The following is a 21,976-nucleotide window of genomic DNA, read 5'->3' as shown; positions in this document are numbered from 1 at the left end:
TCAGTAGCGCTTGACGCGGGCGACCAGCAGTCGCGCGATGACGAGGACGACGAAGGTGACGAAGAACAGGATGCAGCCCAACGCGATCAGCGCGTTGAGCTGGAGCCCCATCGCTTCGTTGAACTCGTTGGCGATGCGCGAGGCGATGGTCGAGCCCGGATCGAGGATCGAGGCCGACAGGCGGTTGGCGTTGCCGACGACGAAGGTGACGGCCATCGTCTCGCCGAGCGCGCGGCCAAGACCCAGCATGATCGCGCCGATGATCGAGACGCCGGCCTGCGGCACCAGCACGTGGCGTACGACCTCCCAAGTGGTCGCCCCAATTCCATAGGCGCTCTCGCGCAGCACGGAGGGGATCTGCTCCAGCATGTCGCGGGTGATCGAGGCGATGAAGGGCACGATCATGAAGGCCAGGATGAAGCCGGCCGTGAAGATGCCAAGGCCCGAGGGCGAGCGCGAGTAGAGGATGGTGCCGAGGATCGGCATGCCCTCGACGATGTTGGAGACCGGAATCTGCACATTGGCCGCGAAGAGCGGCACGAAGACGAACAGCCCCCACATGCCGTAGATGATCGAGGGCACGGCGGCGAGCAGCTCGATCGCGGTGGCGACCGGCTTCTTGAACCAAGCCGGCGCGAGCTGGGTCAGGTAGACCGCGATGCCGAGCGAGAGCGGCACGCCGATGACAAGAGCGATCAGCGCGGTCGAGAGCGTGCCGACGATCGCCGGCCAGGCGCCGTACTGCTCGTTCTGCGTATCCCAGACGCTGGAGGTGATGAAGCCGAGGCCGAACTCGCGGAAGGCCGGCCAGCCGCCGATGATCATCGAGATCATGATGCCGGCGAGCAGCACCAGCACGAGCAGCGCCGCCCCGAAGCTGGCATTGCGGAAGAACAGGTCGAAGCCCGCCTTCGGCGTCTTGCGGGCGACCGGCCTCGCGCCGGGAATGCTCGTCATGTCGGTTGCTGCGGTCATCCGCGGGGGCTCCGGTGTCGTGGCAGAGGCTACCCCGGCCGATTGCGCGGCGCGGTATCCAGCCTCAGCCCTCATCCTGAAGAGCACTCCGCGAGAGCGCAGCTCCTCAGGATGAGGGCCTTCAGAGTTGCGGCAAGGCGGGACTGGCCCGCCTCGCCTTGTCGCTGGCAGCGATCAGAAGATCGGCTTGCCGGCGGTGTCGGTCACGCCCTTCCAGGCGTTGCGGACCTGATCCTTCACGTTCGACGGCAGGGCGACGTAGTCGAGCTCGCTCGCCAGCTTGTCGCCGCTCTTGTAGGCCCAGTCGAAGAACTTCAGCGCGGCCTGCACCTCTTCCGGCTTCTCCGGCTTGGCATGAACCAGGATGAAGGTCGCCGAGGTGATCGGCCAGGCATCCGCGCCCTTCTGGTTGTTGAGCGAGATACCGAAGCCCGGCTGCTCCTGCCAGTTGGCGTTGGCGGCGGCGGCCTGGAAGGCCTTCTCTTCCGGCGCCGGGAAGTTGCCGTCGGCATTCTTCACCAGGGCGTGGGCGAGCTTGTTCTGCTTGGCATAGGCGTATTCGACATAGCCGATCGAGTTAGCGACCTGCTTGACCGAGGCGGAAACGCCCTCGTTGCCCTTGCCGCCGATACCGACCGGCCACTGGACCGACTGGTTGGCGCCGATCTTCGACTTCCAGTCAGCCGAGACCTTGGCGAGGTAGTCGGTGAAGACGAAGGTCGTGCCCGAGCCGTCCGAGCGATAGACCGGGTTGATGTTGGCGTCCGGCAGGGTGACGCCGGCGTTGAGCGCAACGATCTTCGGGTCGTTCCACTTCTTGATGTCGCCCAGATAGATCTGCGCGATGATCTCGCCCGAGAGCTTGAGCTTGCCCGGCTCGACGCCAGCGATGTTGACGGCCGGCACGACGCCGCCCATCACGGTCGGGAACTGGATCAGGCCGTCCTTGCTGAGATCCTCGCCCTTGAGCGGAGCGTCGGTCGCGCCGAAGGCGACGGTCTTCGCCTTGATCTGGCGGATGCCGCCGCCCGAGCCGATCGACTGGTAGTTCAGGCCCGTGCCGGTATCCTTCTTATAGGCCTCGGCCCATTTCGAGTAGATCGGGAAGGGGAAGGTCGCGCCGGCGCCGGTGATGTCGGCAGCCTGGGCGGAACCGGCGATCCCGGCGGCCACAGCCGCGAGAACGAGAATCTTGCGCATTGAGATGTCCTCTCTGGGTCGCTGTTGACAGCTCCCCTGTCAGAACACCCTCCATATGACAGCCAGATGACACACCGTCATGGAAACTGTCACAAACCACGTGGGGCGGCAGCTCAGCCACCCCCGCGCTGGGCCTCGAAACGCGGCAGAATCGCCTTGAAGGTCGCCCCCTCGCCCGGCTTGCTTTCGATCGTCAGCCTGCCGCGATGGCGCAGCACGATGTGCTTGACGATGGCCAGCCCCAGCCCCGTGCCACCCGCCTCGCGGCTCGCGGCGGTATCGACCCGATAGAAGCGCTCCGTCAGGCGCGGCAGATGCTCCGGTGCGATCCCCGGTCCGTCGTCACGGACATGAACGCTGGCCTCGTCCGCTCCGGCCTCGACCGCAATCGCCACCGCGCCGCCCTGCTTGCCGTATTTGATGGCGTTCTCGACGAGGTTCTCCATCAGCCGCAGCAATTCGTCGCGATCGCCGGGGACCATCAGCGGCTCGCGCGGCGTCTTGAGCGTCAATGTGACCTCGCGCTCGCGCGCCATCAGGGTGAGGGAGTCTACGATTTCGCGCGCGATGCCGGCGAGATCGACCGGCGTGTCCGGCGCCACATGCGCGCGCTGTTCGATGCGCGAGAGCGAGAGCAGATCGTCGACGAGACGCGCCATGCGCAGCCCCTGCTCGCGCATGATGCCGAGGAAGCGCTCGCGCGCGCGTTCGTCGTTGCGCGCCGGCCCCTGCAAGGTCTCGACGAAGCCGAGCAGCGAGGCGAGCGGCGTGCGCAGCTCATGGCTGGCATTGGCGACGAAATCGACGCGCATGCGCTCGATCACGCGCTGCTCGCTGAGGTCCTGGAAGGTGAGCAGCGTCGCCCGCCGCCGTCCGCCGCCCAGCGCCGCGATGTGGATGCGGAAGGCGCGCTCGAACGGCACCCGCTCGACGAGTTCGACGGTCTTGCGCCCGCCCTCATGTGCGACCTGCTCGATGGCATCGTTGAGGTCGGGATCGCGCAGCACCAGCGCCAGGAACTTTCCGACCTCGAGCCCCGGAACCAGCGCAAGCATCGCAGGGCTCAGCGCCTGGGCGATGCCCTGTTCATCGAGCAGCACGACGGGCGCGCCGAGCGCCTCGATCATGGTCCGCGTCGTCGCGGAAGAGGAAACGGCAGTGTCGACCATGGAGCGCTCGGAGCCAGCCGGCATTGGCCGGCCTGCCCTTCCTGAGCGGAAGAAGAAGAGGCGTCAATTCCCTTCCGCACGTCAGCCGGCTAGGCTTCGTCCGGACAGGAGGCCGCGATGGCAAGGAAATTCTCAGGTTCGAACGCCAATGAGCCGATCGTGCGACCTGCTGGCAAGAGCACCAAGCCAGCGAAGGTCGGCTCCAAGCCTGCGAAGCTGAAGGGCTTCGACATCGAGGCCGACACGCTGCCGGAAGCGATCATCGACGCCGCCTATCACAGCGGCGACTATCCCTATGGCAAGCGGATGAAGCGCAAGCGCTACAACCGCGAGCTCGAGCCGCTCCAGATCGAGCTGCAGAAGTTGACGCGCTGGGCCTCCAAGCATGGCGAGCGCATCGTCATCGTCTTCGAGGGTCGCGACGGCGCCGGCAAGGGCGGCACGATCGGCCGCTTCACGCAGCATCTCAACCCGCGCCAGGCCCGGGTCGTCGCCTTGCCGAAGCCCTCCGACACCGAGAAGGGCCAGTGGTATTTCCAGCGCTACGCTGCCGAGATGCCGACCGCCGGCGAGATCGTCTTCTTCGACCGCTCCTGGTACAATCGCGCCGGCGTCGAGCGCGTCATGGGCTTCTGCACGCCGGAGGAGACCGAGCATCTCCTGCGCGAGGCCCCCGCCTTCGAAGGCATGCTGGCGCGCGACGGCATTCGCCTGATCAAGCTGTTCCTGACCATCGGCCGCGAGATGCAGATGACGCGCCTGCACGCCCGCTGGCATGATCCGCTCAAGCGCTGGAAGCTCTCGCCGATCGACTTCGAAGCGATCCCGCGCTTCGACGACTATTCCCGCGCCTTCGACGAGATGCTCGGCCGGACCTCGACCGAAGCCGCCCCTTGGTATGTCGTGCGCAGCAACGACAAGCTGCGCGCCAGGCTCAACGCCATCCGCCATGCGCTGAAGGCGATCCCCTACGAGGACAAGGACGAGGCCGCGATCGGCAAGCTGGACAAGGAGATCGTCATCCCCGTCGACCGCTATCTCGATCACGGCGGCGAGCCGGAAACGACCTGAAAGATCGTCCTTCCGTCGTTCGACGCGCGTGGCCTCGCCAGACCCTCACGGCCCCATCACGTAGTTTGGCAGCCAGGTCGTCAGCGGCGGCCAGAGCGTGATCGCGACGAGCACGACCAGGAGCGGCACCAGCCAGGGCAGGATCGCCTTCGACATCGTCTCGAACGAGACATTGGCGATGCGCGTCACGACGAAGAGCACCACGCCGATTGGCGGATGGATCGTCCCCAGGATCAGGTTCAGGATCATGATGATGCCGAACTGAACCGGGTCGATGCCGAAGCTGTGCGCCGCCGGCACCAGGATCGGGATCAGGATCAGCATCGCCGCCAGCGCCTCCATGAAGCAACCGACGACGAGCAGGATCAGATTGCAGACGAGGAGGAACAGCAGCGGATGCTGAACCGTCTCGACGATCAGCGGCGTCAGCGTCTGCGGCACGCGCGAGATCGACATGCACCAGCCGAGCGCGCCAGCTGCCATCACCAGCACGGCGACGAGCCCCATGGTCTCGACCGTATCGATCAGGATCGGCCAGAGCTGCTTCACCTCCAGCGTGCGATAGACGAAGAAGCCGAGGAAGAGGGCATAGAGGCAGGCGACTGCCGCGGCCTCGGTCGGCGTGAAGACGCCGGAGAACATGCCGCCCAGGATCAGCGGCGGTGTCATCAGCGCGAAGAATCCGTTGAAGAAGGAGCGGCCGATCTCGCGGAAGCCCGCGAACTTCTCCTTCCGGAAACCCTGGCGCTTGGCGATCATCGCGACCATCACCATCAGTGACAGCCCCATCAGCACGCCGGGAATGACGCCGCCGATGAAGAGCCGTCCGATCGAGACGTCCGCCGTCACGCCGTAGATCACCATCGGCAGCGAGGGCGGGATGATCGGCCCGATCGTCGCCGCCGCGGCCGTGATCGCCGCCGCCGTCTCCGGCCGATAGCCGGCTTTGCGCATGGCGCGGATCTCGATGGCGCCCGAGCCCGCCGCATCGGCCACCGCCGAGCCGACCATGCCGGCGAAGATCATGCTGGTCATGATCGAGGCATGGGCATAGCCGCCGCGCAGCCAGCCGATCACGGCGGTGGCGAAGGTGACGATGCGGTCGGTGATGCGCGCCGCCGCCAGGATGTTGCCCATCAGGATGAAGAGCGGCGCCGCGACGATCGGGAAGGAGTTCATCGCCTGCGCCATCTTCTGCGGCACGATCGAGGCCGAGAGATCGCCGAGCAGCACGAAGGCGAAGGCAGCCAGCCCCATCGAGGCGAAGAGCGGAAAGCCGGCCAGGATCGACAAAAGCCAGACGGCCGAGATCTTGAAGATCAGCGCGCTCATTCGGCCGGCTCCTGCAGCGTCGCCGCGACCGGCGGATAGGGCGAGGTCCGCCAGTTCCGCAGGTTGCCGATAAATTCGCTGAACCCTTGCAGCGCCGTCACGATCCCGGCCAGCACCATCGGCGCGTAAAGCAGCCCCATCGAGAGCGGCACGGTCGTCGCTTCGAGATCGTGGTTGGCCTCGACGAGATGCACGCCGTACCAGACGGTCAGAACGCCAAAGACGATCATCGCGAGCTGCATGATCGCTTCGGCCGAGCGCCAGCCGCGCGCGGGCAGCATGTCGTGGAAGAAGCGGATCCGGATATGGGCGCGCCGCCGGCTGGCGAGGATCCACCCGGTCACCGCGACCCACAGCATCAGGAAGCGCGAGACCTCGTCAGTCCAGATCAGCGGCTCGCCGAGCGCCCGCGTGACGATGCCGAGCGTTACCGTGATCAAGAGCGCGACAAGGAGGATCGCCGCGATCACCTCCATCACCCGGTCGAATATCCTGGGCAAGATCGTCATGCGGATGCCTTTGCGACGATGAGCTGCAGCGCGGAAAATCAGCCGCTGGTCATCCCGGGCGACCAAGGGGAGACCCGGGATCCATGCCGGAGCGTTTCCGGAAAAGGTTGAGGCATGGATCCCGGATCAGCGCCGCCAAAGGCGGCTTGTCCGGGATGACGCCACCCCTGACGGAAAGGTCAGAGCGCCTGGATGCGATCCCAGAGGCCCTTGCCCCATTTGCTCTCGAACTTGGCCGGCACGCTCGCCAGGACGGGCTTGCGGAAGGCCTCGTTGTCGGGCTTCGTCACCGTCATGCCGCCCTTGGCCATGCTGTCGGCCAGGCTCTTTTCCTGCTCCAGGATCTCGTTGTCCTGCCAGATCGCTGCCTTGTCGACGGCAGCCACGATGATGTCGCGATCGGCCTGCGGGATCTTCTGCCAGGCCGCCTCGTTCACGATCACCAGCCGCGGCGTGATGATGTGCCCGGTCAGCACGAGGTATTTCTGCACCTCCATCAGCTTGGCCGAGGCGATGGTCGGCAGCGGGTTCTCCTGCCCGTCGACCGCCCCCTGCGACAGGGCGAGGTAAAGCTCCGAGAAGTTGAGCGGCGTCGGCCGCGCGCCCCAGGCCTCGGCCATGGCGCGGAAGGTGTCGACCTCCGGCACGCGCAGCTTGAAGCCCTTCATGTCCTCGACAGAGTTGATCGGCTTCTTGCCGCTCGTGAGGTGGCGGACGCCGTAATAGTTGACGCCGATCATCCGCATGCCGCGCTTCTCGACCAGCGCCTTGTTGAGCTCGTCGATCAGCGGCGATTTCAGCGCGCGCGTCATATGCGCGGCGTCCTTCCAGATATAGGGCGCCTCGATGATCGAAAGCTGCGGCACGAACTGACCGAGCTGGGCTGCGCCCTCCGTCACCATCGTCAGCGCGCCGCTCGCGACCGACTCGACCATGTCGCGCGAAGAGCCGAGCTGTCCATTCGGGAAGGACTGGATCTCGACGCGACCGCTCGTCTTTTCCTTGATCTCGGTTCCGGCCTTCACCGCGCTCTGCGGCGAGGGATGGCTCGCCGGCTGGCCGTCGGCCCAGCGCAGCACGAGCTGCTGTGCCCGCAGGATGCTGGGCGCAGCGATCGCCGCCGCCCCTGCCGCCGTGGCGGCCAGAAAATCGCGCCTCGTCTGCTTCTTCATCGCTGTTCCCTCCCGTGCGGCCGGTTTTGCGGCTCGTCGTCATGGTTGCGTCGTCGGTCGCCTGCCTTAAGTCGTCAGTACTGCATCGCCCGCGTACGGGCGTTGCCGATATGGGCCGCCATCGCTTCGGCCGCGCGCTCTGGATCGCGCGTCTCGATCGCGGCGATGATGGCGAGATGGTCCTGCATCACCGGGATGATGATGCTGTTGTGGATGCGCGTCTCGTATTGCCGGATCAGCCGGATCTTGAGCCAGGTGACACGGAAGGCCTGGCTGACGATCTCGTTATCGAGGTGATCGATGATCGCCTCGTGCATCAGCCGGTCGACCTCTTCCGCGTCCTCGATCAGCCGCTCGTCGCCGCCTGCCTCCGCCCGGGCGACGATCGCCTCGTGGCGAGCGCGCTGCTCGGCGATCTCCGCGTCCGTGGCGTTCTGGGCATAGAGCGCCGTCGCCTCCTTCTCGAGGAAGAGCCGGAACTGGAAGGCGTTGCGGATCAGGTTGAGATCGACATGGGCGACCTGCATGCCGCGCTGCGGCACGGTCTTGATCAGCCCTTCCGCCTCCAGCCGCGGGATCAGCTCGCGGATCGCGCCGAGCGGAAAGCCGGTCATCGCGACCAGCTCGCGCTGGGTCACGAACTGGCCGGGCTTGATCTCGCGCGCCAGCAATCGCTCGGTGAAGGAGGCATAGGCGCGCTCCCTCAGCTTCAGCGGTTCGCCCTCGCGCGGTTCCTGCTCCGGCTGGTTCACGGTCCCTCCTTCCGGCGTCCTTCTCAGGCGGCCTTGGCCTGGGTGATCGAATCGAAGGCGGCAAAGAGCCGTTTGCGGGTCGCCTCGTCCAGCGCCTCCAACGGCGGGCGCATCGCGCCATAACCGGTATCGCCATGGATATGGCCGACCAGAGCCTTCACCGCCGGCAGCACCGGGTGCGAGCAGATCTCGTCGACCAGGGCATTCACCACCGGACTGTCCTTGCCCTCGTAGACCATCGGGCGCAGCAGCTCCGGCACCAGATTGGCGACGCCGCAGATCGAGCCCTGCGCGCCGTTGCGCACCGCCTTGGCGAGCTGGCGCTCGTCGCCGACCAGGATGGCGAGCTCGCCATGGGCCTTCAGCAGCGCCTCGGTGTTGGCGTAGCTGCCGGAGGAATCCTTGACGCCGATGACGAGCCCGGGGAACGCCGTCTTCAGCCGCTGCACCAATTCGACGCTGATGTCGACCGCCGTCACCGACGGGATGTGGTAGAGCACGACATTGCGCGCGGAGGCACCGAGCTTCTCGAAGAACTGCGAGAACCAGGCATAAAGCCCGTCATCGCTGACGCCCTTGAAATAGAAGGGCGGCGCGACGAGCAGTCCTTTCGCCCCGGCATCGAGCGCCAGCTGCGCCTGCTCCACCGCCTCATGCAGCGAGGCCGCCGCGATGCCGGCATAGATCTGCGTTGCCGGATCGATCCCCGCCCCGATCAGCGCCCCCATCATCGCCGTCCGCGCCGGCAGGCCGAGCGCCGCGCCCTCGCCCGTCGTGCCGAACAGGGTTACTGAGTCGCAGCCATGCGCGAGCACATGGCGGGCATGATGGACGAGGCGCGGCAGGTCCACGCTGCCGCCCTCCCGCATCGGGGTCGTGATCGCGCAGGAGAGGCCGAAGCGGGTCTTGTCGGTGGCCATGAGAGGGACTTTCAGAGCTGAATGGTGACTGACATGTTAGTATGAAGACAGAACCGCCCGCAAGCGATCCAAGAGCTTTTGCTAGCCGTCCTTGAGACCTCCGGCCGACAATCCGGCGACGATCTGGCGCTGCGCAATCACCGTGACCAGCAGCACCGGCAGCGTTACCAGAAGTGCGGCCGCCGCCAGCGGCCCCCAGGAGATCTGCTCGAAGGTCAGGGAGTTGTAGACGGCAGAGGGCAGCGTCCGGCTCGCCTTGCCGCCGAGCACCACCGAGAAAATGAAATTGTTCCAGGAGAAGATGAAGGCGAGGATGCCGCCGACCACGATGCCCGGCTTCGCCAGCGGCAGCGCGACATGGCGGAAGGCCTGCCAGGTCGTGGCGCCGTCGATGCGCGAAGCGTCTTCGAGCTCGATGGGAACATTCTCAAAGTAGCCGATCATGATCCAGACGATGATCGGGATGGTGATGACGAGATGGGTGATGACCAGCGCAGTGATCGAGCCCACCAATCCCGTGATCTGGAACAGCAGGAAGAGCGGGATGAGGTAGGAAAGCGCTGGCGTCATCCGCGCGACCAGGATCAGGATCGCGAATTTATGTGCCTTGCCGCGCGCGATGCCGTAGCCGGCCGGCACGCCGACGAGGAGCCCGATCAGAACCGCCCCGCCCGTGACCAGGATCGAGTTCCAGAGATAGAGCCCGAAATTGTTCTGCGCGAAGACGTCTACATAGTTCTTCAGTGTCGGTGGATTCGGGATGAAGACCGGCGGGAAGGCCGTGTTGTCGAGCTCGTTCTTGAGCGACAGCGAGATCATCCAGAGGAAGACCAGCACCGCCGGCGAGACCAGCACGAAGACCGAGGCCCAGAAGCCGAGCTTTTTGGCGAAGCGGTTCATGGTCTCTCAGCCCTCCCTGCGCCGTCATTCCGGACAAGCGGCGAAGCCGCGCCGATCCGGAATCCATCGAAGGGCACCATCGCTCCACGATGGATTCCGGGTCTCCCTTCGGTCGCCCGGAATGACGCGGTGAGGATATTCACAAACACGCCCATCACGCGTTCCACTTCGACTTCTGCCGCGCATAGAGCAGCAGCAGCGAGAGCATGATGATAATGACGAAGAAGATCACCACGACGGCCGAGGCGTAGCCGATCTTGTAGAACTGGAAAGCCTGCAGATAGAGGAAGATGTTGAGTGTCTCCGACGCCGTGCCCGGCCCGCCCTGCGTGATAACGAAGATCGTGTCGAAGGCTTTCAGCGCATCGATGGTGCGGATCACGATCGCCACCATGATGAAGGGCCAGACCAGCGGCAGCGTGATGTGCCGGAACATGTGCCAATCATTGGCGCCGTCGATCAGCGCGGATTCATAGGGCTCGCGCGGCAAGCCGGCGAGGCCGCCGAGCACGATCAGCATCACCAGCGGCGTCCAGTGCCAGACCTCGACCATGACCAGCGTCGGAATCACCGTCACCGGATCGTAGACCCAGCCCTGCGGCCCGATCCCGATGAGCGAGAGCAGGTAGTTGAGCACGCCGAGCTGGGGGTGGAACATCATCGTCCAGACCAGCGCGACCGCGACCGGCGTCGCCATCATCGGCATGACGAAGATCGTCCGCAGCAACCCGCGATACGGAAACTCCCGATGGAAGACCAGCGCCGCCGCCGTGCCGAAGACGATCGGCAGGACCACCGCCAGGATGGTGAAATAGGCGGTGTGCCCCATCGATTCGAGGAAACGCGCATCCTTCGCCAATTCGGCGAAATTGCCGAAACCGACGAACTCCGAGCCGCCGCCGATCTTCCAGTCCTGCCCGGACATGTAGAGCGTGAACAGCCAGGGGAAGACGATCACCGCCGCGATCACCAGCACGGCCGGCAGCGAGAACAGCCAATAGCGCGGCGTGAAATCCTGCGACGCCGCGGCGGCGCCCGCAGGCGTCGCGCTGGAGATGCTCGCTGGAAGGGATGTACTGGTCATGCGCTCTGTTTCATTGGATACGAGCCGTCATGCTCGCCCTTGTGGCGAGCATCCACGTCTTGAACACCGTCCGCGGCGAAGGAAGACGTGGATGGTCGGGACAAGCCGACCATGACGCCTCCGCGTCGCGCCGTCCTCAGCCCTGCTCGCTCTTGGCGAGCACCGGCGCGAAAGTCTCGGTCGCCTTCTTAAGCTCGGCCGCGACATCCGCCCCGCCGATCGCATTGGTCAGCGCCACGCCGAAGACGTCGCGGAACTCGGTCACCGGCACGATCTGCGGCAGACCGGCCCGCGCGATCTTGGCCGAGGCGAGCAGGCAGTCGAAGTACTGCTTGCCGAACTTCGACTGCTGGATCGTCTCGGTGTCGAGATAGGCCGAGGAGCGGCCGGGCGCGCCGGCGCCGGCCTTCAGCATGGCGATCTGGTTCTTCTTGTTGGTCATGAACTGGAGATAGAGCCAGGCCGCCTCCTTCTTGGACGAGCCGCGCGAGATGCCCATGCCATCCGCGAACATGCCGGCATGGTGCGCCTTCGGCCCCGGCGGCGTCACGCCATAGCCGACCTTGCCGACGATGCGTGACTTCGACGGGTCCTCCAGCGGCGTGGCAAAGCCGATGCCATCGAGCCACATCGCAGCGCGGCCCTGCATGAAGGTGGTCTGGCACTCGTTCCAGTTGAAGCCGACCTGACCGGCCGGTCCGGTCTCCTTGTTGAGCTTCTTGTAGAGCTCGCCGGCCCAGATCGCCTCGGGCGTATCGGTCAGCAGCTTGCCGTCGGTCGAGACCGTCTCCATACCCTGGCCGAGCATCAGCGAGGTCCAGACCGGGATATTGGCGTTCTTCAGGCCGCGCGAGACGAAGCCGGCGACGCCCTTGGCCGGATCATGCAGCTTCTGCGCGACGGTGAAGATCTCCTCCATCGTCTTCGGATAGGCCACGCCCTTCGCGTCGAAGAGCTCCTTGTTGTAGTAGACCATCCAGTAATCGACGAAGAACGGGATCGTATCGAGCGACCCGTCGGCCTGCCGCGCATAGGCGACCGGCCCCGCGCCGAAATCAGCGAAGTCGAAATCCGGCGAGGTCAGCGACGCGTTCTTGATGTAGGGCTCGAGGTTCTCGAACCACTTGCCCTTGGCCGCCATGCGCTTCTGGACGTGCAGCGAGATGCCGCTGACGTCGAAGCTCGGCTTGCCCGAGGCGAATTCGATCACCGCCTTCTGGCGCTGCTGCTGCTCCGGCACCTGCTCGGAGGAGACCTTGATGCCGGTGAGCGCGGTGAACTCCTTCTCCGCCTGCTGCATCAGGTCGGAACGCGGGTTCTTGACCAAGAGCACGTCGATCGACTGGCCGGAGAACTTCTTCCAGTCGAACGCTCCTTGCGCCTGCGCCTTCCGCAGCACCAGCGGCGAGGCGAGCGCGGCGGCCGCGCCGCTCAGCAGGACACGGCGGGTCGGCTTGAGAATGCTGTCGGTCATCGGCGTCCTCCCCAGGACTCTTGATCAGTCTATAGCGCCGCCCTTTGCGGGCTTGCCTTCGCGCGGGATGGTCCTGAAGCGGCGCCTCCGCCACCCGCGATCGGGCTGGACGCTAATCCGCTTTCGAGCCGGTTGCAAGCTAACATGTTGGCGTGCACATAGTAGCGCCACGCCGGCCCTGCCCGGCGCCGAGCCCGCCCGCGAGAACCGCCCGTGAAGAGCCCGCCCCGCATCGATTCGCACCAGCATTTCTGGCGGCTCGCCCGCGGCGATTATGGCTGGCTGACGCCGGCGCTCAAGCCCATCTATCGCGATTTCGAGCCCGCCGACCTCGCCCCGCATCTCGCGGAGCACGACATCCCCTCAACCATCCTCGTCCAGGCTGCGCCGACCGAGGCGGAGACGCGCTTCCTGCTCGATCTCGCCGCCGCCACGCCCTTCATCGCTGGCGTCGTCGGCTGGGCCGATTTCGAGGCGCCGGACGCCCCCGCCCGCATCGCAGCACTCGCCGCCGATCCGCTGCTGGTCGGCTTGAGGCCCATGGTGCAGGACATCCCCGATCCGCACTGGCTCGCGCGACCCGACCTCGCCCCCGCCTTCGCCGCGCTGAAGGCGCACGGCCTCGTCTTCGACGCGCTGGTGAAGCCGCCGCAAATCCCGGCGCTGCTCGCGCTGCTGGACCGCGAGACGGACCTCCCCGTCGTCATCGACCACGGCGCCAAGCCGGACCTGACCGGCGCCGATCTCTCCGCCTGGCGCGACGGCATCGCCGCGCTGGCCGCCCGGCCGAACACGGTCTGCAAGCTCTCCGGTCTCGTCACCGAAGCCGGACCGGGCTGGACCGACGCGACGCTGCAGCCGGCGGTGGCGCATCTGATCGCCTGCTTCGGACCCAATCGCCTGCTTTGGGGCAGCGACTGGCCAGTCGCAACGCTCGCCGCCTCCTACGGCCAATGGCACGCCACGGCCGAGCGCCTCACCGCCGCGCTCAGCGAATCCGAGCGCGCCGCCCTCTTCGGCGGCAACGCCGCCCGCATCTACCTCGCCAAGAGGGGACGCCGCGGCTTTGCCGCATTGTCCCATCCCCTACCCTGAAAGGCGCCGTCATCCCGGACGAAGCGTAGCGGAGATCCGGGATCCATGCCTGAGCGCTTCCGCCACAGGTTCAGGCATGGATCCCGGGTCTCCCGTTGGTCGCCCGGGATGACCCGCGTGGAACACCAAGGAACCCCGCCATGCTGAAGAACCTCGACCCCGTGCTCTCCGCCGATCTGCTCTGGGTGCTCGCCGCCATGGGCCATGGCGACGACCTCGCTCTGGTCGACGCCAACCACCCGGCTGAAACCATCGCCAGCGCCACCACGAGCGGCCGGCTGATCCGCCTGCCCGGCCTGACGATGCAGCGCGCCGCGCGCGCCATCCTCTCGGTGCTGCCGATCGACGATTTCGAGCCGGAGCCGCTGCGGCGCATGGAGGTGGTGGGGGATGCGGCGGCGCTTCCAGAGGTGCAGCGCGCCGTGCAGGCCGAGATCGACGCGGCGCTCGGCCGCCCCGCCCCGCTTAAGGGCATCGAGCGCTTCGCCTTCTATGAGGCGGCGCGGCGCGCCTTCGCGGTGGTGCAGGTCGGCGATCCCCGGCCCTATGGCTGCTTCCTGCTGCGCAAGGGCGTCATCGCCGGCGAGCCGGGCTGAGCGCCCGCCCCGGCCGCGACAGGCAACCGCCGTCGCGCTCGGTCTCCTGCGCCCGACGCACCTGCGCGGCGCGGGCGCCCTCATCCGGCGGGGGCGGCTGCGGTCGCCCGGAGCGCTGCTTACGGACCGCCGCTACAGGCGGCGCGGTTTCAGGGGGAGGCGGCGGGGGTCATGCTCGCCCTTGTGGCGAGCATCCACGTCTTGCGCGCGCCGATCTGCCGTGCGGTTCCAAGACGTGGATGGTCGGGACAAGCCCGACCATGACGGCGGCATGTCGCGCGCATATGCCTTCAGCCGCCGGCACTTGCGCGCGGGCGTTTGCAGTGAGGGGCAGCGGAGCGCCGCGAGGCGCGGGGGTATCGGACCGCTTCCGTTGAGCCAGGATGCGGCGCGGAAGGATTGAGCCACCTTCCGCACGCCCCGTGGCGCTCCGCTCATCGGCGATTTCGGACTCCGGGCCGCGCTTATTGGGTCGAGGGTGCCATAGCATCGGACCGAAAAGTGGAAGCCACTTTTCGGAATAATCCGATGCGACAACACTATGTTAGATCATCGTTATCGCGTCCGACTGGACGCGCGGTGATCTAAGCACCGGCCGACCGTTCCAGCGAGCTCCTCGCACAGGGGCCGTAGTACCCCCAGGGCGGTGCCCCGAAGCCTCCCGGGACTGGCTTGTAAGACCAGCCGCAGGCGCCGAACCTCCTCCCGCCACTGGCATACCTCCGGATGGCCGCCCCTCGGGGATGAGGTGGGCCGAGCATAGGCATGGGAAGCGAAGGCGGGGATAAGTTTTGCGACGGCGACCGCCGGGCGCGGGGAACCCCCTCTCCCGCATCGAAGTCGGCTGTTGCCGACTTCGACACTCTGAGTGCTGATCTCGGGCAGGCCCGAGATCAGTGAGAGGGGCAGGGGTGAGGGACTGCCGTTGATCGCAGAAGCGAGTCCATTCAACATCATCTCCCGATGACCAGCGAACGGCGGCAATTCGCCCGACAGCTTCGACAGTCCTCGACCGGGCCGGAAGACGTCCTATGGTCGCTCCTGCGCAGTCGGCAGCTCGATGGGCTGAAGTTCCGCCGGCAAGTCCCCCTGCTCGGCTACACCGTCGATTTCGTCTGCGTGGATCGAAAACTGATCATCGAGATCGACGGCCGCCAGCATCATTGGGAAGCAGGCTACGATGCTGCACGGACGGAGGAAATTGAACGGCACGGCTTCAACGTGGTGAGTTTCAGCAATGCCGAAGTTCTGAATGACAGGGATGGCGTCATCGTTGCCATTCGCAAGGCGCTCGGCATCTGAGCAGAGGCCTCATCCGCAACGGCGGGCCCTCACCCCTACCCCTCTCCCATCCGGGAGAGGGATCCCGCGCCCTGCATCGACGCCCCGCCCTCACGCTCCCTTGGCGACGGCCTGCTTCAGCCGCGCGACGGCCTCGGCCGCGCCGGCCTTCACCGAGACGTCCAGCGTCTCGCCCTCGCGCTCGATCATCCCGATCAGCTTCTCAGGCGTGATCTCCTCCCGCGCCGCGGTGAGCTTCAGCACGGCATTGGCGAGAATGTTGGGCCAGAACGCCGCCCCGCCCTTGGCCAGCCCCTTGGCCTTGCGGCCCTCGAATTCACGGGCGAGCTGTTCGGGGGTTTTCTTGGCCATGGTCTCGTAACCTGTTTCGGGATGAGCCGCTGCCTATCACGAAACGCCGGCCCCTGCCTTCCCCCGTCTGGCCGGCGATCCTCCGGCCGCACTGCCCTGCCCGCGCATCGGGGCCGCGACAATCGCATTTGCATGCGGCCGCGACGCGAGGCAGGAGCGCCGCCGAGGCAAGCCAGTGATGCGGCTGCCCTTTCAGGACCCGACCATGCCCCGCCTCTCCCGCGCTTTGCTTGCCGCCTTCGCCGGCCTCCTCCTCGCCGCCCCGGCCGCCGCAGGGATCACCGACCCGCAGCTGAGCTGCGCCGACTATCTGAAGGCCGGCGCCCACAGGAAGAGCGAGCACTCCGCCGCCGTCGCGGAGAAGATCAGGGCCTTCTGCGCCGCCAACCCGAAGATGAAGGCGGTCGATGCCGAGATGACGATGACGGGGGATTGAGGGGGGAACCGCGACGCTTCTTTCCTTCTCCCCTCGGGGGAGAAGGTGCCCCGGCAGGGGCGGATGAGGGTCAGCGCCGAGCTGAATCATTCCTCGCCGCCGCTACTCGCCCATCCAAAGCGTCGCGCCGCCCTCATCCGTCAGCGCTCCGCGCTGCCACCTTCTCCCCCGAGGGGAGAAGGACCCGGCACACGCCTTCGTCCGCCCACGCTTCCACGCGGCGGCTCTCGAATGAGGGGCAGCGGAGCGCCGCGAGGCGCGGGGGTATCGGGCCGCTTCCATTGGCCAGGATGCGGCGCGGAAGGATTGAGCCACCTTCCGCACGCCCCGTGGCGCTCCGCTCATCGGCGATTTCGGACTCCGGGCCGCGCTTATCGGGTCGAGGGTGCCTGGCACCGGCCGACCGTGCCAGCGAGCTCCTCGCACAGGGATCGTATTGTCCCCAGGGCGGTGCCCCGAAGCCTCCCGGGAGTGGGTCGTAACCCCACGCGCAGGCGCCGCCCCCGCCCCGCCAACGGCATACCTCCGGATGGCTACCCCTCGGGAACGAGGTGGGTAGAGGATAGATGCGGCTTGTGAGGGCGGGGATAGGTTTTTTGGGCATGACAACAGAGCAACGCCGTCTTGTCCGCCGTGTGCGCCCTCAATCGACGAAACCCGCCGTTGCACGGAGTCCCGGATTTTCCGGATAGCTTGAGGGCGCGGAAGAGGCCTGGTCCCCTCAGCACTCCCCATCAGAGCACTGCGAGCACATTAGAGCACTGGCCCACATTGGAGCACATATTTACGTCGGAGCACGGCAAGTCGCCGCCTATTGCCTTGATTTTGCGCGCAAAATCAAAATGCCTCCGCGCCTGATCTTGCGCGAGTCTGCGCTTTATGGCACAAGTCAGAAACGAGAACGGCGCGCGTGAGCCCTCTCGATATCAGCCTACGTGTATCAAGTCTTTGATTTTCCTCGAAATTAATCCTCTATTATTCGCAGCTTCGGTGCGTTGACCGCTCCCTGCCGAGAAATCCAACACTCGGCAGCTCTACGAACCGAAACCACGGCGGGGGTCCACACCCCGCCTACTTATCTTACCACAGGAATATCCGCATGGCGCGGCCGTCAAAATACGTTCGGAAAGTTCGGGAGCTGCGCAAGAAGCTCTGGCCCGAGATCGATTTCGAGAGCCAGCTTTGGGATCGCAAGCGCAATGATGGCTTTGTGACAATGCCGCGCACGATGCCTTTGATCATCGGAATCATCGATGATCTGACGAAAGGCGCGCCCGCAGGCATGACGTATGCGGAGCTATGGTGCCGCGCGTTTGACGAAATGTATGTGAGCCTGAGCAAGTCGAAAGAGCTTGCGTTTCATTCCGGTTTCATCGGCCAGCGCGCAGAGCGGACATGGGCGGAAAAGATTCGCAAACTCGATGAGCTTGGCTTTATCAGCGTCAAGCCGGGGCAGGCGGGACCATTATCGCATGCGCTGATCTTGAACCCCTATCTGGTGATCAAAGCTCTCCACGATGCCGGAAACGTCGGCATCACCCAGGACAAATATAACGCGCTTGTCGAGCGCGCGATCGATATCGGCGCCGGCGACCTGGATGAGGAGAGAGAAGACGATGATGTCCTTCCTTAGGGAAGCGGCAGCTTGCAATCGTCTGCAGCTCATCTCAGCTAATGCAGTGAAAGTGGAGCGCGCCGCAAGGGAAAGGCCGGCTGATGATAGAGAACGAATATCTGGATCTTCCTGATGATCCGGAAGAGGCCTTTGCGGTACTGCACCGGCGCAAAATCGAAAGGGTCAGAGACGCCTGGAATGATAGTGGCGCAAATCATAGCCTGGTCGAAGAAGAGTATGTTGATAGCCTGATCGCCTTTGATCAGGTCCATGACCTTGGGCTCCTGATCGGATTCTCGAGCCCCCCGGTTCAGCAAAGGGAGTTCAGCGACTTTTTTTCCGGGTTTCGGAGGCACTGTGAAATCATATCGCAGAAGATCCTCATGGAAAGCGCACGACGGGCAAAAGCAAGCGCCGCGTCCATCGTGGTATTCGATGCTGAAACCAAAAAGGCAATTCACCTGCTCATCCAGGGAATTCGTGAGAAGCTCATTGCTCTCGATCTGACCGAGGCCAAGAGAGAGGCGCTGTTCAAGAAGCTGAACGCCTTTGCGCTTGAGGTCGATAACAACCGCACTAGAGCAGATGCGCTCTACGCGTTCGCCTATGATGTCGCCAAGAACGGGCGCAAAATCGCGGAGGAGGTCTCTCCAATCTTGGATGTGGTCGATCGCATTTCCGATCTGATCGACAAGGCCAAGAAGCTCAAAGACCTTCTACCGCCGTGGTCGGAGCGCAAGCGGATCGAGCCGCCTCCGAAACGGATTGAGGGACCTGGTTTCGGACGGGCGCGGAATACGGCGGACGATGATATCCCCTTCTAGCCCTGGGAGTGGCAAGGGGTGATCGATCATGCGCTAAGTCTTATAGAAGTTATACGATTCAGCATGCACGACGTGCAGAAGGAGACCGCTTGAATGACGACGTAGCCGCGAGCGCTTCGCTCTCCTTCAATACTCTCCCCCGTCTTGACTCCCACCCCCGCCCATCCTACCCCCATCGACGGGACACGCCCCCCCAACGGGGCGCGCCCATCTGTAAGGATGGAGACATCGATGGCGAATACTGCTCCGGCCGTGCGTCCGCGCGTGCCTAATTTCTCGTCCGGCCCCTGCGCCAAGCGCCCCGGCTGGAACCTCAAGAACCTCTCAGACGCCCCGCTCGGCCGCTCGCACCGCGCCAAGATCGGCAAGGACAAGCTCAAGCTCGCGATCGACCTGACGCGCGAGGTGCTGCAGGTCCCGGCCGATTACCGCATCGGCATCGTGCCGGCCTCCGACACCGGCGCCGTCGAGATGGCGCTCTGGTCGCTCTTAGGCGCCCGCGGCGTCGACATGCTGAGCTGGGAAAGCTTCGGCGCCGGCTGGGTCACCGATGTCGTCAAGCAGCTCAAGCTCGCCGATGTCCGCACCTTCGACGCCCCCTATGGCGAATTGCCGAACCTGAAGAAGGTCGACACGAAGAACCGCGACGTCGTCTTCACCTGGAACGGCACCACCTCCGGCGTGCGCGTCACCGACGCCAGCTGGATCGCGGATGACCGCGAGGGGCTGACCATCTGCGACGCCACCTCCGCCGCCTTCGCCCAGCGCCTCGACTGGCCAAAACTCGATGTCGTCACCTTCTCCTGGCAGAAGGTGCTCGGCGGCGAGGCCGCGCATGGCATGATCGTGCTCTCGCCCCGCGCGGTCGCGCGGCTCGAAAGCTACAAGCCGGCCTGGCCGCTGCCGAAGATCTTCCGCATGACCTCGGGCGGCAAGCTGATCGAGGGCATCTTCACCGGCGAGACCATCAACACCCCCTCCATGCTCGCGGTCGAGGATTATATCGACGCGCTGGTTTGGGCGAAGAAGGTCGGCGGATTGGACGGGCTGGTGAAGCGCGCCGACGGCAACGCCCGAATCATCGCCAAGTTCGTGCGCGAGAACGACTGGATCGACTTCCTCGCCGTGAAGCCGAAGACGCGCTCCAACACCTCGGTCTGCCTGAAGTTCACCGACCCGGCCGTGACCGCGCTGGCGCCGGACGCGCAGGCCGCCTTCGCCAAGCAGGTCGTCTCGATCATCGAGAAGGCCGGCGCCGGCTACGACCTCGGCCATTACCGCGACGCCCCTCCCGGCCTGCGCATCTGGTGCGGCGCCACCGTCCAGTCGCGCGACGTCAAGGCGCTGCTGCCCTGGATCGAATATGCCTTCGCCGAGGCCAAGGCCGGGCTTAAGCAGAAGGCGGCGTAACCTCGACGCATCCCCCTCCCCCTTGTGGGGAGGGGTTAGGGGTGGGGGTCGCAAACGCAGACCTCACCCTTCGCATTCTGCGCGCGACGCTGATCGAGCCGTAGCGCGCGCCTCATTCGGCTGCACCCAGTCGTTCGCCCCCCACCCCTAACCCCTCCCCACAAGGGGGAGGGGAATGGAGGCTGCCATGACGAAACCCCGCGTCCTGATTTCCGACGCCCTCTCTCCCGCCGCGGTGCAGATCTTCAAGGATCGCGGCATCGACGTGACCTTCGATCCCGCGCTGGGCAAGGACAAGGACAAGCTCGCCGCCATCATCGGCGATTATGACGGCCTCGCCATCCGCTCGGCCACCAAGGTCACCGCCAAGCTGCTGGAGCAGGCGAAGAACCTGAAGGTGATCGGCCGCGCCGGCATCGGCGTCGACAATGTCGAGATCCCCGCCGCCACCTCGCGCGGCGTGATCGTGATGAACACGCCCTTCGGCAACTCGATCACCACCGCCGAGCACGCCATCGCCATGATGTTCGCCCTCGCCCGCCAGATCCCTTCCGCCGACGTCTCCACTCAGGGAGGCAAGTGGGAGAAGAACCGCTTCATGGGCGTCGAGATCACGGCCAAGACGCTGGGCCTGATCGGCGCCGGCAATATCGGCTCGATCGTCGCCGAGCGCGCCATCGGCCTGAAGATGCGCGTCATCGCCTATGACCCCTATCTCTCGCCGGAACGCGCCGTGGCGCTCGGCGTCGAGAAGGTCGAGCTCGACGAGCTCCTGAAGCGCTCGGACTTCATCACCCTCCACGTCCCGATGACCGAGAAGACCAGGAACATCCTCTCGGCCGAGGCGCTGGCGAAGACCAGGAAGGGCGTGCGGATCATCAACTGCGCCCGCGGCGGGCTCGTCGACGAGCAGGCGCTGGCCGATCTGATCAAGTCCGGCCATGTCGCCGGCGCGGCCTTCGACGTCTTCTCGGTCGAGCCGGCCGAGCAGAACCCGCTCTTCGGGCTGGAGAACGTGGTCTGCACGCCGCATCTCGGCGCCAGCACGAACGAGGCGCAGGAGAACGTCGCCCTGCAGGTCGCCGAGCAGATGAGCGACTATCTGCTCAAGGGCGCGATCACCAACGCGGTCAACTTCCCGTCGATCTCCGCCGAGGAAGCGCCGCGCATCAAGCCCTTCGTCGATCTCGCCGAAAAGCTCGGCTCCTTCCTCGGCCAGCTCACCGAGGCCGCGGTCAAGGGCATCCGCATCGAGTATGAGGGCGCGGTCGCCGCGCTCAACCTCAAGGCGATCTCGGCCGCCGCCATCACCGGCGTGCTCAGGCCCTTCCTGCCCGAGATCAACATGGTCAACGCCGCGCTGATCGCGAAGGAGAAGGGCATCGTCGTCGAGGAATTGACCCGCGACGTCGCCGGCAATCTCGAAAGCGTCATCCGCATCGTCGTCGAGGCCGAGGACATGCCGCGCCACGCTTCCGGCACGGTCTTCCATGACGGCAAGCCGCGCATCGTCGAGATCCGCGACATCGCCGTCGACGCCGAGTTCGCGCCGTACATGCTCTATGTCCGCAATGCCGACAAGCCGGGCTTCATCGGCCAGTTCGGCTCGCTCTTGGGCGGCGCCGGCGTCAACGTCGCGACCTTCTCGCTCGGCCGCGACAAGCCGGGCGGCGACGCGATCTGCTATGTCGCCGTCGACGAGCCGATCTCGGACGAGCTGCTCGCCAAGATCCACGAGATCCCGATGGTCAAGCGCGCCCGGCGCCTGCGGTTCTGAGGCGCCGACGAG

Annotated in this window: 21 protein-coding genes; 9 read left to right on the top strand and 12 right to left on the bottom strand. The window is 65.6% G+C overall.

Annotated elements, in window-relative coordinates; translation table 11 throughout:
• The 3 genes from pstC to FQV39_RS25345 all read right to left on the bottom strand — a co-directional run bounded on the left by pstC (position 1) and on the right by FQV39_RS25345 (position 3,344).
• Positions 1-975: a phosphate ABC transporter permease subunit PstC gene (gene pstC, locus FQV39_RS25355; RefSeq protein ID WP_149132812.1), complete on the bottom strand. Its 975-nt coding sequence runs from the start codon at positions 973-975 to the stop codon at positions 1-3.
• 174 nt (positions 976-1,149) lie between these two features.
• Entirely contained in the window at positions 1,150-2,175 is a 1,026-nt protein-coding gene (gene pstS, locus FQV39_RS25350) for a phosphate ABC transporter substrate-binding protein PstS (protein WP_149132811.1), read from the bottom strand.
• A gap of 113 nt (positions 2,176-2,288) precedes the next feature.
• Positions 2,289-3,344 (bottom strand): ATP-binding protein, encoded by a 1,056-nt coding sequence (locus FQV39_RS25345; protein WP_248313138.1) that lies wholly within the window; start codon positions 3,342-3,344, stop codon positions 2,289-2,291.
• 117 nt (positions 3,345-3,461) lie between these two features.
• On the opposite strand from FQV39_RS25345, the gene ppk2 reads away from it, so the two are divergent.
• Positions 3,462-4,415 carry a polyphosphate kinase 2 gene (gene ppk2, locus FQV39_RS25340; RefSeq protein WP_149132809.1) on the top strand — a complete coding sequence of 318 codons (954 nt, stop codon included), beginning with the start codon at positions 3,462-3,464 and terminating at the stop codon, positions 4,413-4,415.
• A 45-nt stretch (positions 4,416-4,460) separates the two neighbouring features.
• Here the strand turns inward: ppk2 and FQV39_RS25335 are convergent, their stop codons facing one another.
• From FQV39_RS25335 to FQV39_RS25300, 8 genes are all read right to left on the bottom strand, one after another.
• Positions 4,461-5,747: a TRAP transporter large permease gene (locus tag FQV39_RS25335; RefSeq protein WP_149132808.1), complete on the bottom strand. Its 1,287-nt coding sequence runs from the start codon at positions 5,745-5,747 to the stop codon at positions 4,461-4,463.
• The gene (locus tag FQV39_RS25330) at positions 5,744-6,256 is read right to left on the bottom strand and encodes a TRAP transporter small permease (protein ID WP_149132807.1); all 513 of its coding nucleotides are present in this window, start codon (positions 6,254-6,256) and stop codon (positions 5,744-5,746) included. The genes FQV39_RS25335 and FQV39_RS25330 overlap by 4 nt, the downstream gene beginning before the upstream one ends.
• 179 nt (positions 6,257-6,435) lie before the next feature.
• Complete coding sequence (locus FQV39_RS25325; RefSeq protein ID WP_149132806.1) at positions 6,436-7,428, bottom strand: sialic acid TRAP transporter substrate-binding protein SiaP; 993 nt, start codon at positions 7,426-7,428, stop codon at positions 6,436-6,438.
• A gap of 74 nt (positions 7,429-7,502) precedes the next feature.
• Positions 7,503-8,180, bottom strand: coding sequence for a GntR family transcriptional regulator (locus tag FQV39_RS25320; protein ID WP_149132805.1), 678 nt, complete (start codon positions 8,178-8,180; stop codon positions 7,503-7,505).
• 23 nt (positions 8,181-8,203) lie between these two features.
• Positions 8,204-9,100 carry a dihydrodipicolinate synthase family protein gene (locus tag FQV39_RS25315; RefSeq protein WP_149132804.1) on the bottom strand — a complete coding sequence of 299 codons (897 nt, stop codon included), beginning with the start codon at positions 9,098-9,100 and terminating at the stop codon, positions 8,204-8,206.
• Positions 9,101-9,181: 81 nt separating this feature from the next.
• A complete protein-coding gene (locus FQV39_RS25310) occupies positions 9,182-10,000 on the bottom strand; it encodes a carbohydrate ABC transporter permease (RefSeq protein ID WP_149132803.1) in 819 nt (272 codons plus the stop codon).
• Positions 10,001-10,154: 154 nt separating this feature from the next.
• Entirely contained in the window at positions 10,155-11,084 is a 930-nt protein-coding gene (locus FQV39_RS25305) for a carbohydrate ABC transporter permease (RefSeq protein ID WP_149132802.1), read from the bottom strand.
• 136 nt (positions 11,085-11,220) lie between these two features.
• Positions 11,221-12,558 (bottom strand): ABC transporter substrate-binding protein, encoded by a 1,338-nt coding sequence (locus FQV39_RS25300; RefSeq protein WP_149132801.1) that lies wholly within the window; start codon positions 12,556-12,558, stop codon positions 11,221-11,223.
• 213 nt (positions 12,559-12,771) lie between these two features.
• Here FQV39_RS25300 and FQV39_RS25295 point away from each other — a divergent pair, with 213 nt between their 5' ends.
• The 3 genes from FQV39_RS25295 to FQV39_RS25285 all read left to right on the top strand — a co-directional run bounded on the left by FQV39_RS25295 (position 12,772) and on the right by FQV39_RS25285 (position 15,551).
• A complete protein-coding gene (locus tag FQV39_RS25295; protein ID WP_149132800.1) occupies positions 12,772-13,653 on the top strand; it encodes an amidohydrolase family protein in 882 nt (293 codons plus the stop codon).
• A gap of 140 nt (positions 13,654-13,793) precedes the next feature.
• Entirely contained in the window at positions 13,794-14,249 is a 456-nt protein-coding gene (locus FQV39_RS25290) for an RbsD/FucU family protein (RefSeq protein ID WP_149132799.1), read from the top strand.
• Between the two features lie 963 nt (positions 14,250-15,212).
• Positions 15,213-15,551, top strand: coding sequence for an endonuclease domain-containing protein (locus FQV39_RS25285; RefSeq protein ID WP_149132798.1), 339 nt, complete (start codon positions 15,213-15,215; stop codon positions 15,549-15,551).
• A gap of 90 nt (positions 15,552-15,641) precedes the next feature.
• Here FQV39_RS25285 and FQV39_RS25280 read toward each other — a convergent pair whose 3' ends face one another.
• Positions 15,642-15,902: a hypothetical protein gene (locus FQV39_RS25280; RefSeq protein WP_149132797.1), complete on the bottom strand. Its 261-nt coding sequence runs from the start codon at positions 15,900-15,902 to the stop codon at positions 15,642-15,644.
• A gap of 205 nt (positions 15,903-16,107) precedes the next feature.
• Between FQV39_RS25280 and FQV39_RS25275 the strand changes: the two genes are divergently transcribed.
• The 5 genes from FQV39_RS25275 to serA all read left to right on the top strand — a co-directional run bounded on the left by FQV39_RS25275 (position 16,108) and on the right by serA (position 21,964).
• Complete coding sequence (locus FQV39_RS25275) at positions 16,108-16,338, top strand: hypothetical protein (protein ID WP_149132796.1); 231 nt, start codon at positions 16,108-16,110, stop codon at positions 16,336-16,338.
• 1,099 nt (positions 16,339-17,437) lie between these two features.
• A complete protein-coding gene (locus FQV39_RS25270; RefSeq protein WP_149132795.1) occupies positions 17,438-17,971 on the top strand; it encodes a hypothetical protein in 534 nt (177 codons plus the stop codon).
• A gap of 83 nt (positions 17,972-18,054) precedes the next feature.
• Positions 18,055-18,777 carry a hypothetical protein gene (locus tag FQV39_RS25265; protein ID WP_149132794.1) on the top strand — a complete coding sequence of 241 codons (723 nt, stop codon included), beginning with the start codon at positions 18,055-18,057 and terminating at the stop codon, positions 18,775-18,777.
• 231 nt (positions 18,778-19,008) lie between these two features.
• Positions 19,009-20,187, top strand: coding sequence for a phosphoserine transaminase (locus FQV39_RS25260; protein WP_149132793.1), 1,179 nt, complete (start codon positions 19,009-19,011; stop codon positions 20,185-20,187).
• A 187-nt stretch (positions 20,188-20,374) separates the two neighbouring features.
• On the top strand, positions 20,375-21,964 hold the full coding sequence (gene serA / locus FQV39_RS25255; RefSeq protein ID WP_149132792.1) for a phosphoglycerate dehydrogenase: 1,590 nt from the start codon (positions 20,375-20,377) through the stop codon (positions 21,962-21,964).
• Positions 21,965-21,976: the final 12 nt, after the last annotated feature.

Origin of the sequence: Bosea sp. F3-2 (genome assembly GCF_008253865.1) — a bacterium.
GTDB lineage: Bacteria > Pseudomonadota > Alphaproteobacteria > Rhizobiales > Beijerinckiaceae > Allobosea.
This window is presented reverse-complemented; position numbering and strand designations above follow the sequence as displayed.

Excerpts from the sequence above, each read along its gene's own strand:
- FQV39_RS25270 (WP_149132795.1), top strand. The coding sequence starts at position 17,438 with ATGGCGCGGCCGTCAAAATACGTTCGGAAAGTTCGGGAGCTGCGCAAG.
- FQV39_RS25345 (WP_248313138.1), bottom strand. The coding sequence starts at position 3,344 with ATGGTCGACACTGCCGTTTCCTCTTCCGCGACGACGCGGACCATGATC.
- FQV39_RS25330 (WP_149132807.1), bottom strand. The coding sequence starts at position 6,256 with ATGACGATCTTGCCCAGGATATTCGACCGGGTGATGGAGGTGATCGCG.
- pstS (WP_149132811.1), bottom strand. The coding sequence starts at position 2,175 with ATGCGCAAGATTCTCGTTCTCGCGGCTGTGGCCGCCGGGATCGCCGGT.
- FQV39_RS25305 (WP_149132802.1), bottom strand. The coding sequence starts at position 11,084 with ATGACCAGTACATCCCTTCCAGCGAGCATCTCCAGCGCGACGCCTGCG.
- FQV39_RS25265 (WP_149132794.1), top strand. The coding sequence starts at position 18,055 with ATGATAGAGAACGAATATCTGGATCTTCCTGATGATCCGGAAGAGGCC.
- serA (WP_149132792.1), top strand. The coding sequence starts at position 20,375 with ATGACGAAACCCCGCGTCCTGATTTCCGACGCCCTCTCTCCCGCCGCG.
- FQV39_RS25325 (WP_149132806.1), bottom strand. The coding sequence starts at position 7,428 with ATGAAGAAGCAGACGAGGCGCGATTTTCTGGCCGCCACGGCGGCAGGG.
- FQV39_RS25335 (WP_149132808.1), bottom strand. The coding sequence starts at position 5,747 with ATGAGCGCGCTGATCTTCAAGATCTCGGCCGTCTGGCTTTTGTCGATC.
- FQV39_RS25310 (WP_149132803.1), bottom strand. The coding sequence starts at position 10,000 with ATGAACCGCTTCGCCAAAAAGCTCGGCTTCTGGGCCTCGGTCTTCGTG.
- FQV39_RS25280 (WP_149132797.1), bottom strand. The coding sequence starts at position 15,902 with ATGGCCAAGAAAACCCCCGAACAGCTCGCCCGTGAATTCGAGGGCCGC.
- FQV39_RS25290 (WP_149132799.1), top strand. The coding sequence starts at position 13,794 with ATGCTGAAGAACCTCGACCCCGTGCTCTCCGCCGATCTGCTCTGGGTG.
- FQV39_RS25285 (WP_149132798.1), top strand. The coding sequence starts at position 15,213 with ATGACCAGCGAACGGCGGCAATTCGCCCGACAGCTTCGACAGTCCTCG.
- FQV39_RS25260 (WP_149132793.1), top strand. The coding sequence starts at position 19,009 with ATGGCGAATACTGCTCCGGCCGTGCGTCCGCGCGTGCCTAATTTCTCG.
- FQV39_RS25300 (WP_149132801.1), bottom strand. The coding sequence starts at position 12,558 with ATGACCGACAGCATTCTCAAGCCGACCCGCCGTGTCCTGCTGAGCGGC.
- pstC (WP_149132812.1), bottom strand. The coding sequence starts at position 975 with ATGACCGCAGCAACCGACATGACGAGCATTCCCGGCGCGAGGCCGGTC.
- FQV39_RS25315 (WP_149132804.1), bottom strand. The coding sequence starts at position 9,100 with ATGGCCACCGACAAGACCCGCTTCGGCCTCTCCTGCGCGATCACGACC.
- FQV39_RS25275 (WP_149132796.1), top strand. The coding sequence starts at position 16,108 with ATGCCCCGCCTCTCCCGCGCTTTGCTTGCCGCCTTCGCCGGCCTCCTC.
- ppk2 (WP_149132809.1), top strand. The coding sequence starts at position 3,462 with ATGGCAAGGAAATTCTCAGGTTCGAACGCCAATGAGCCGATCGTGCGA.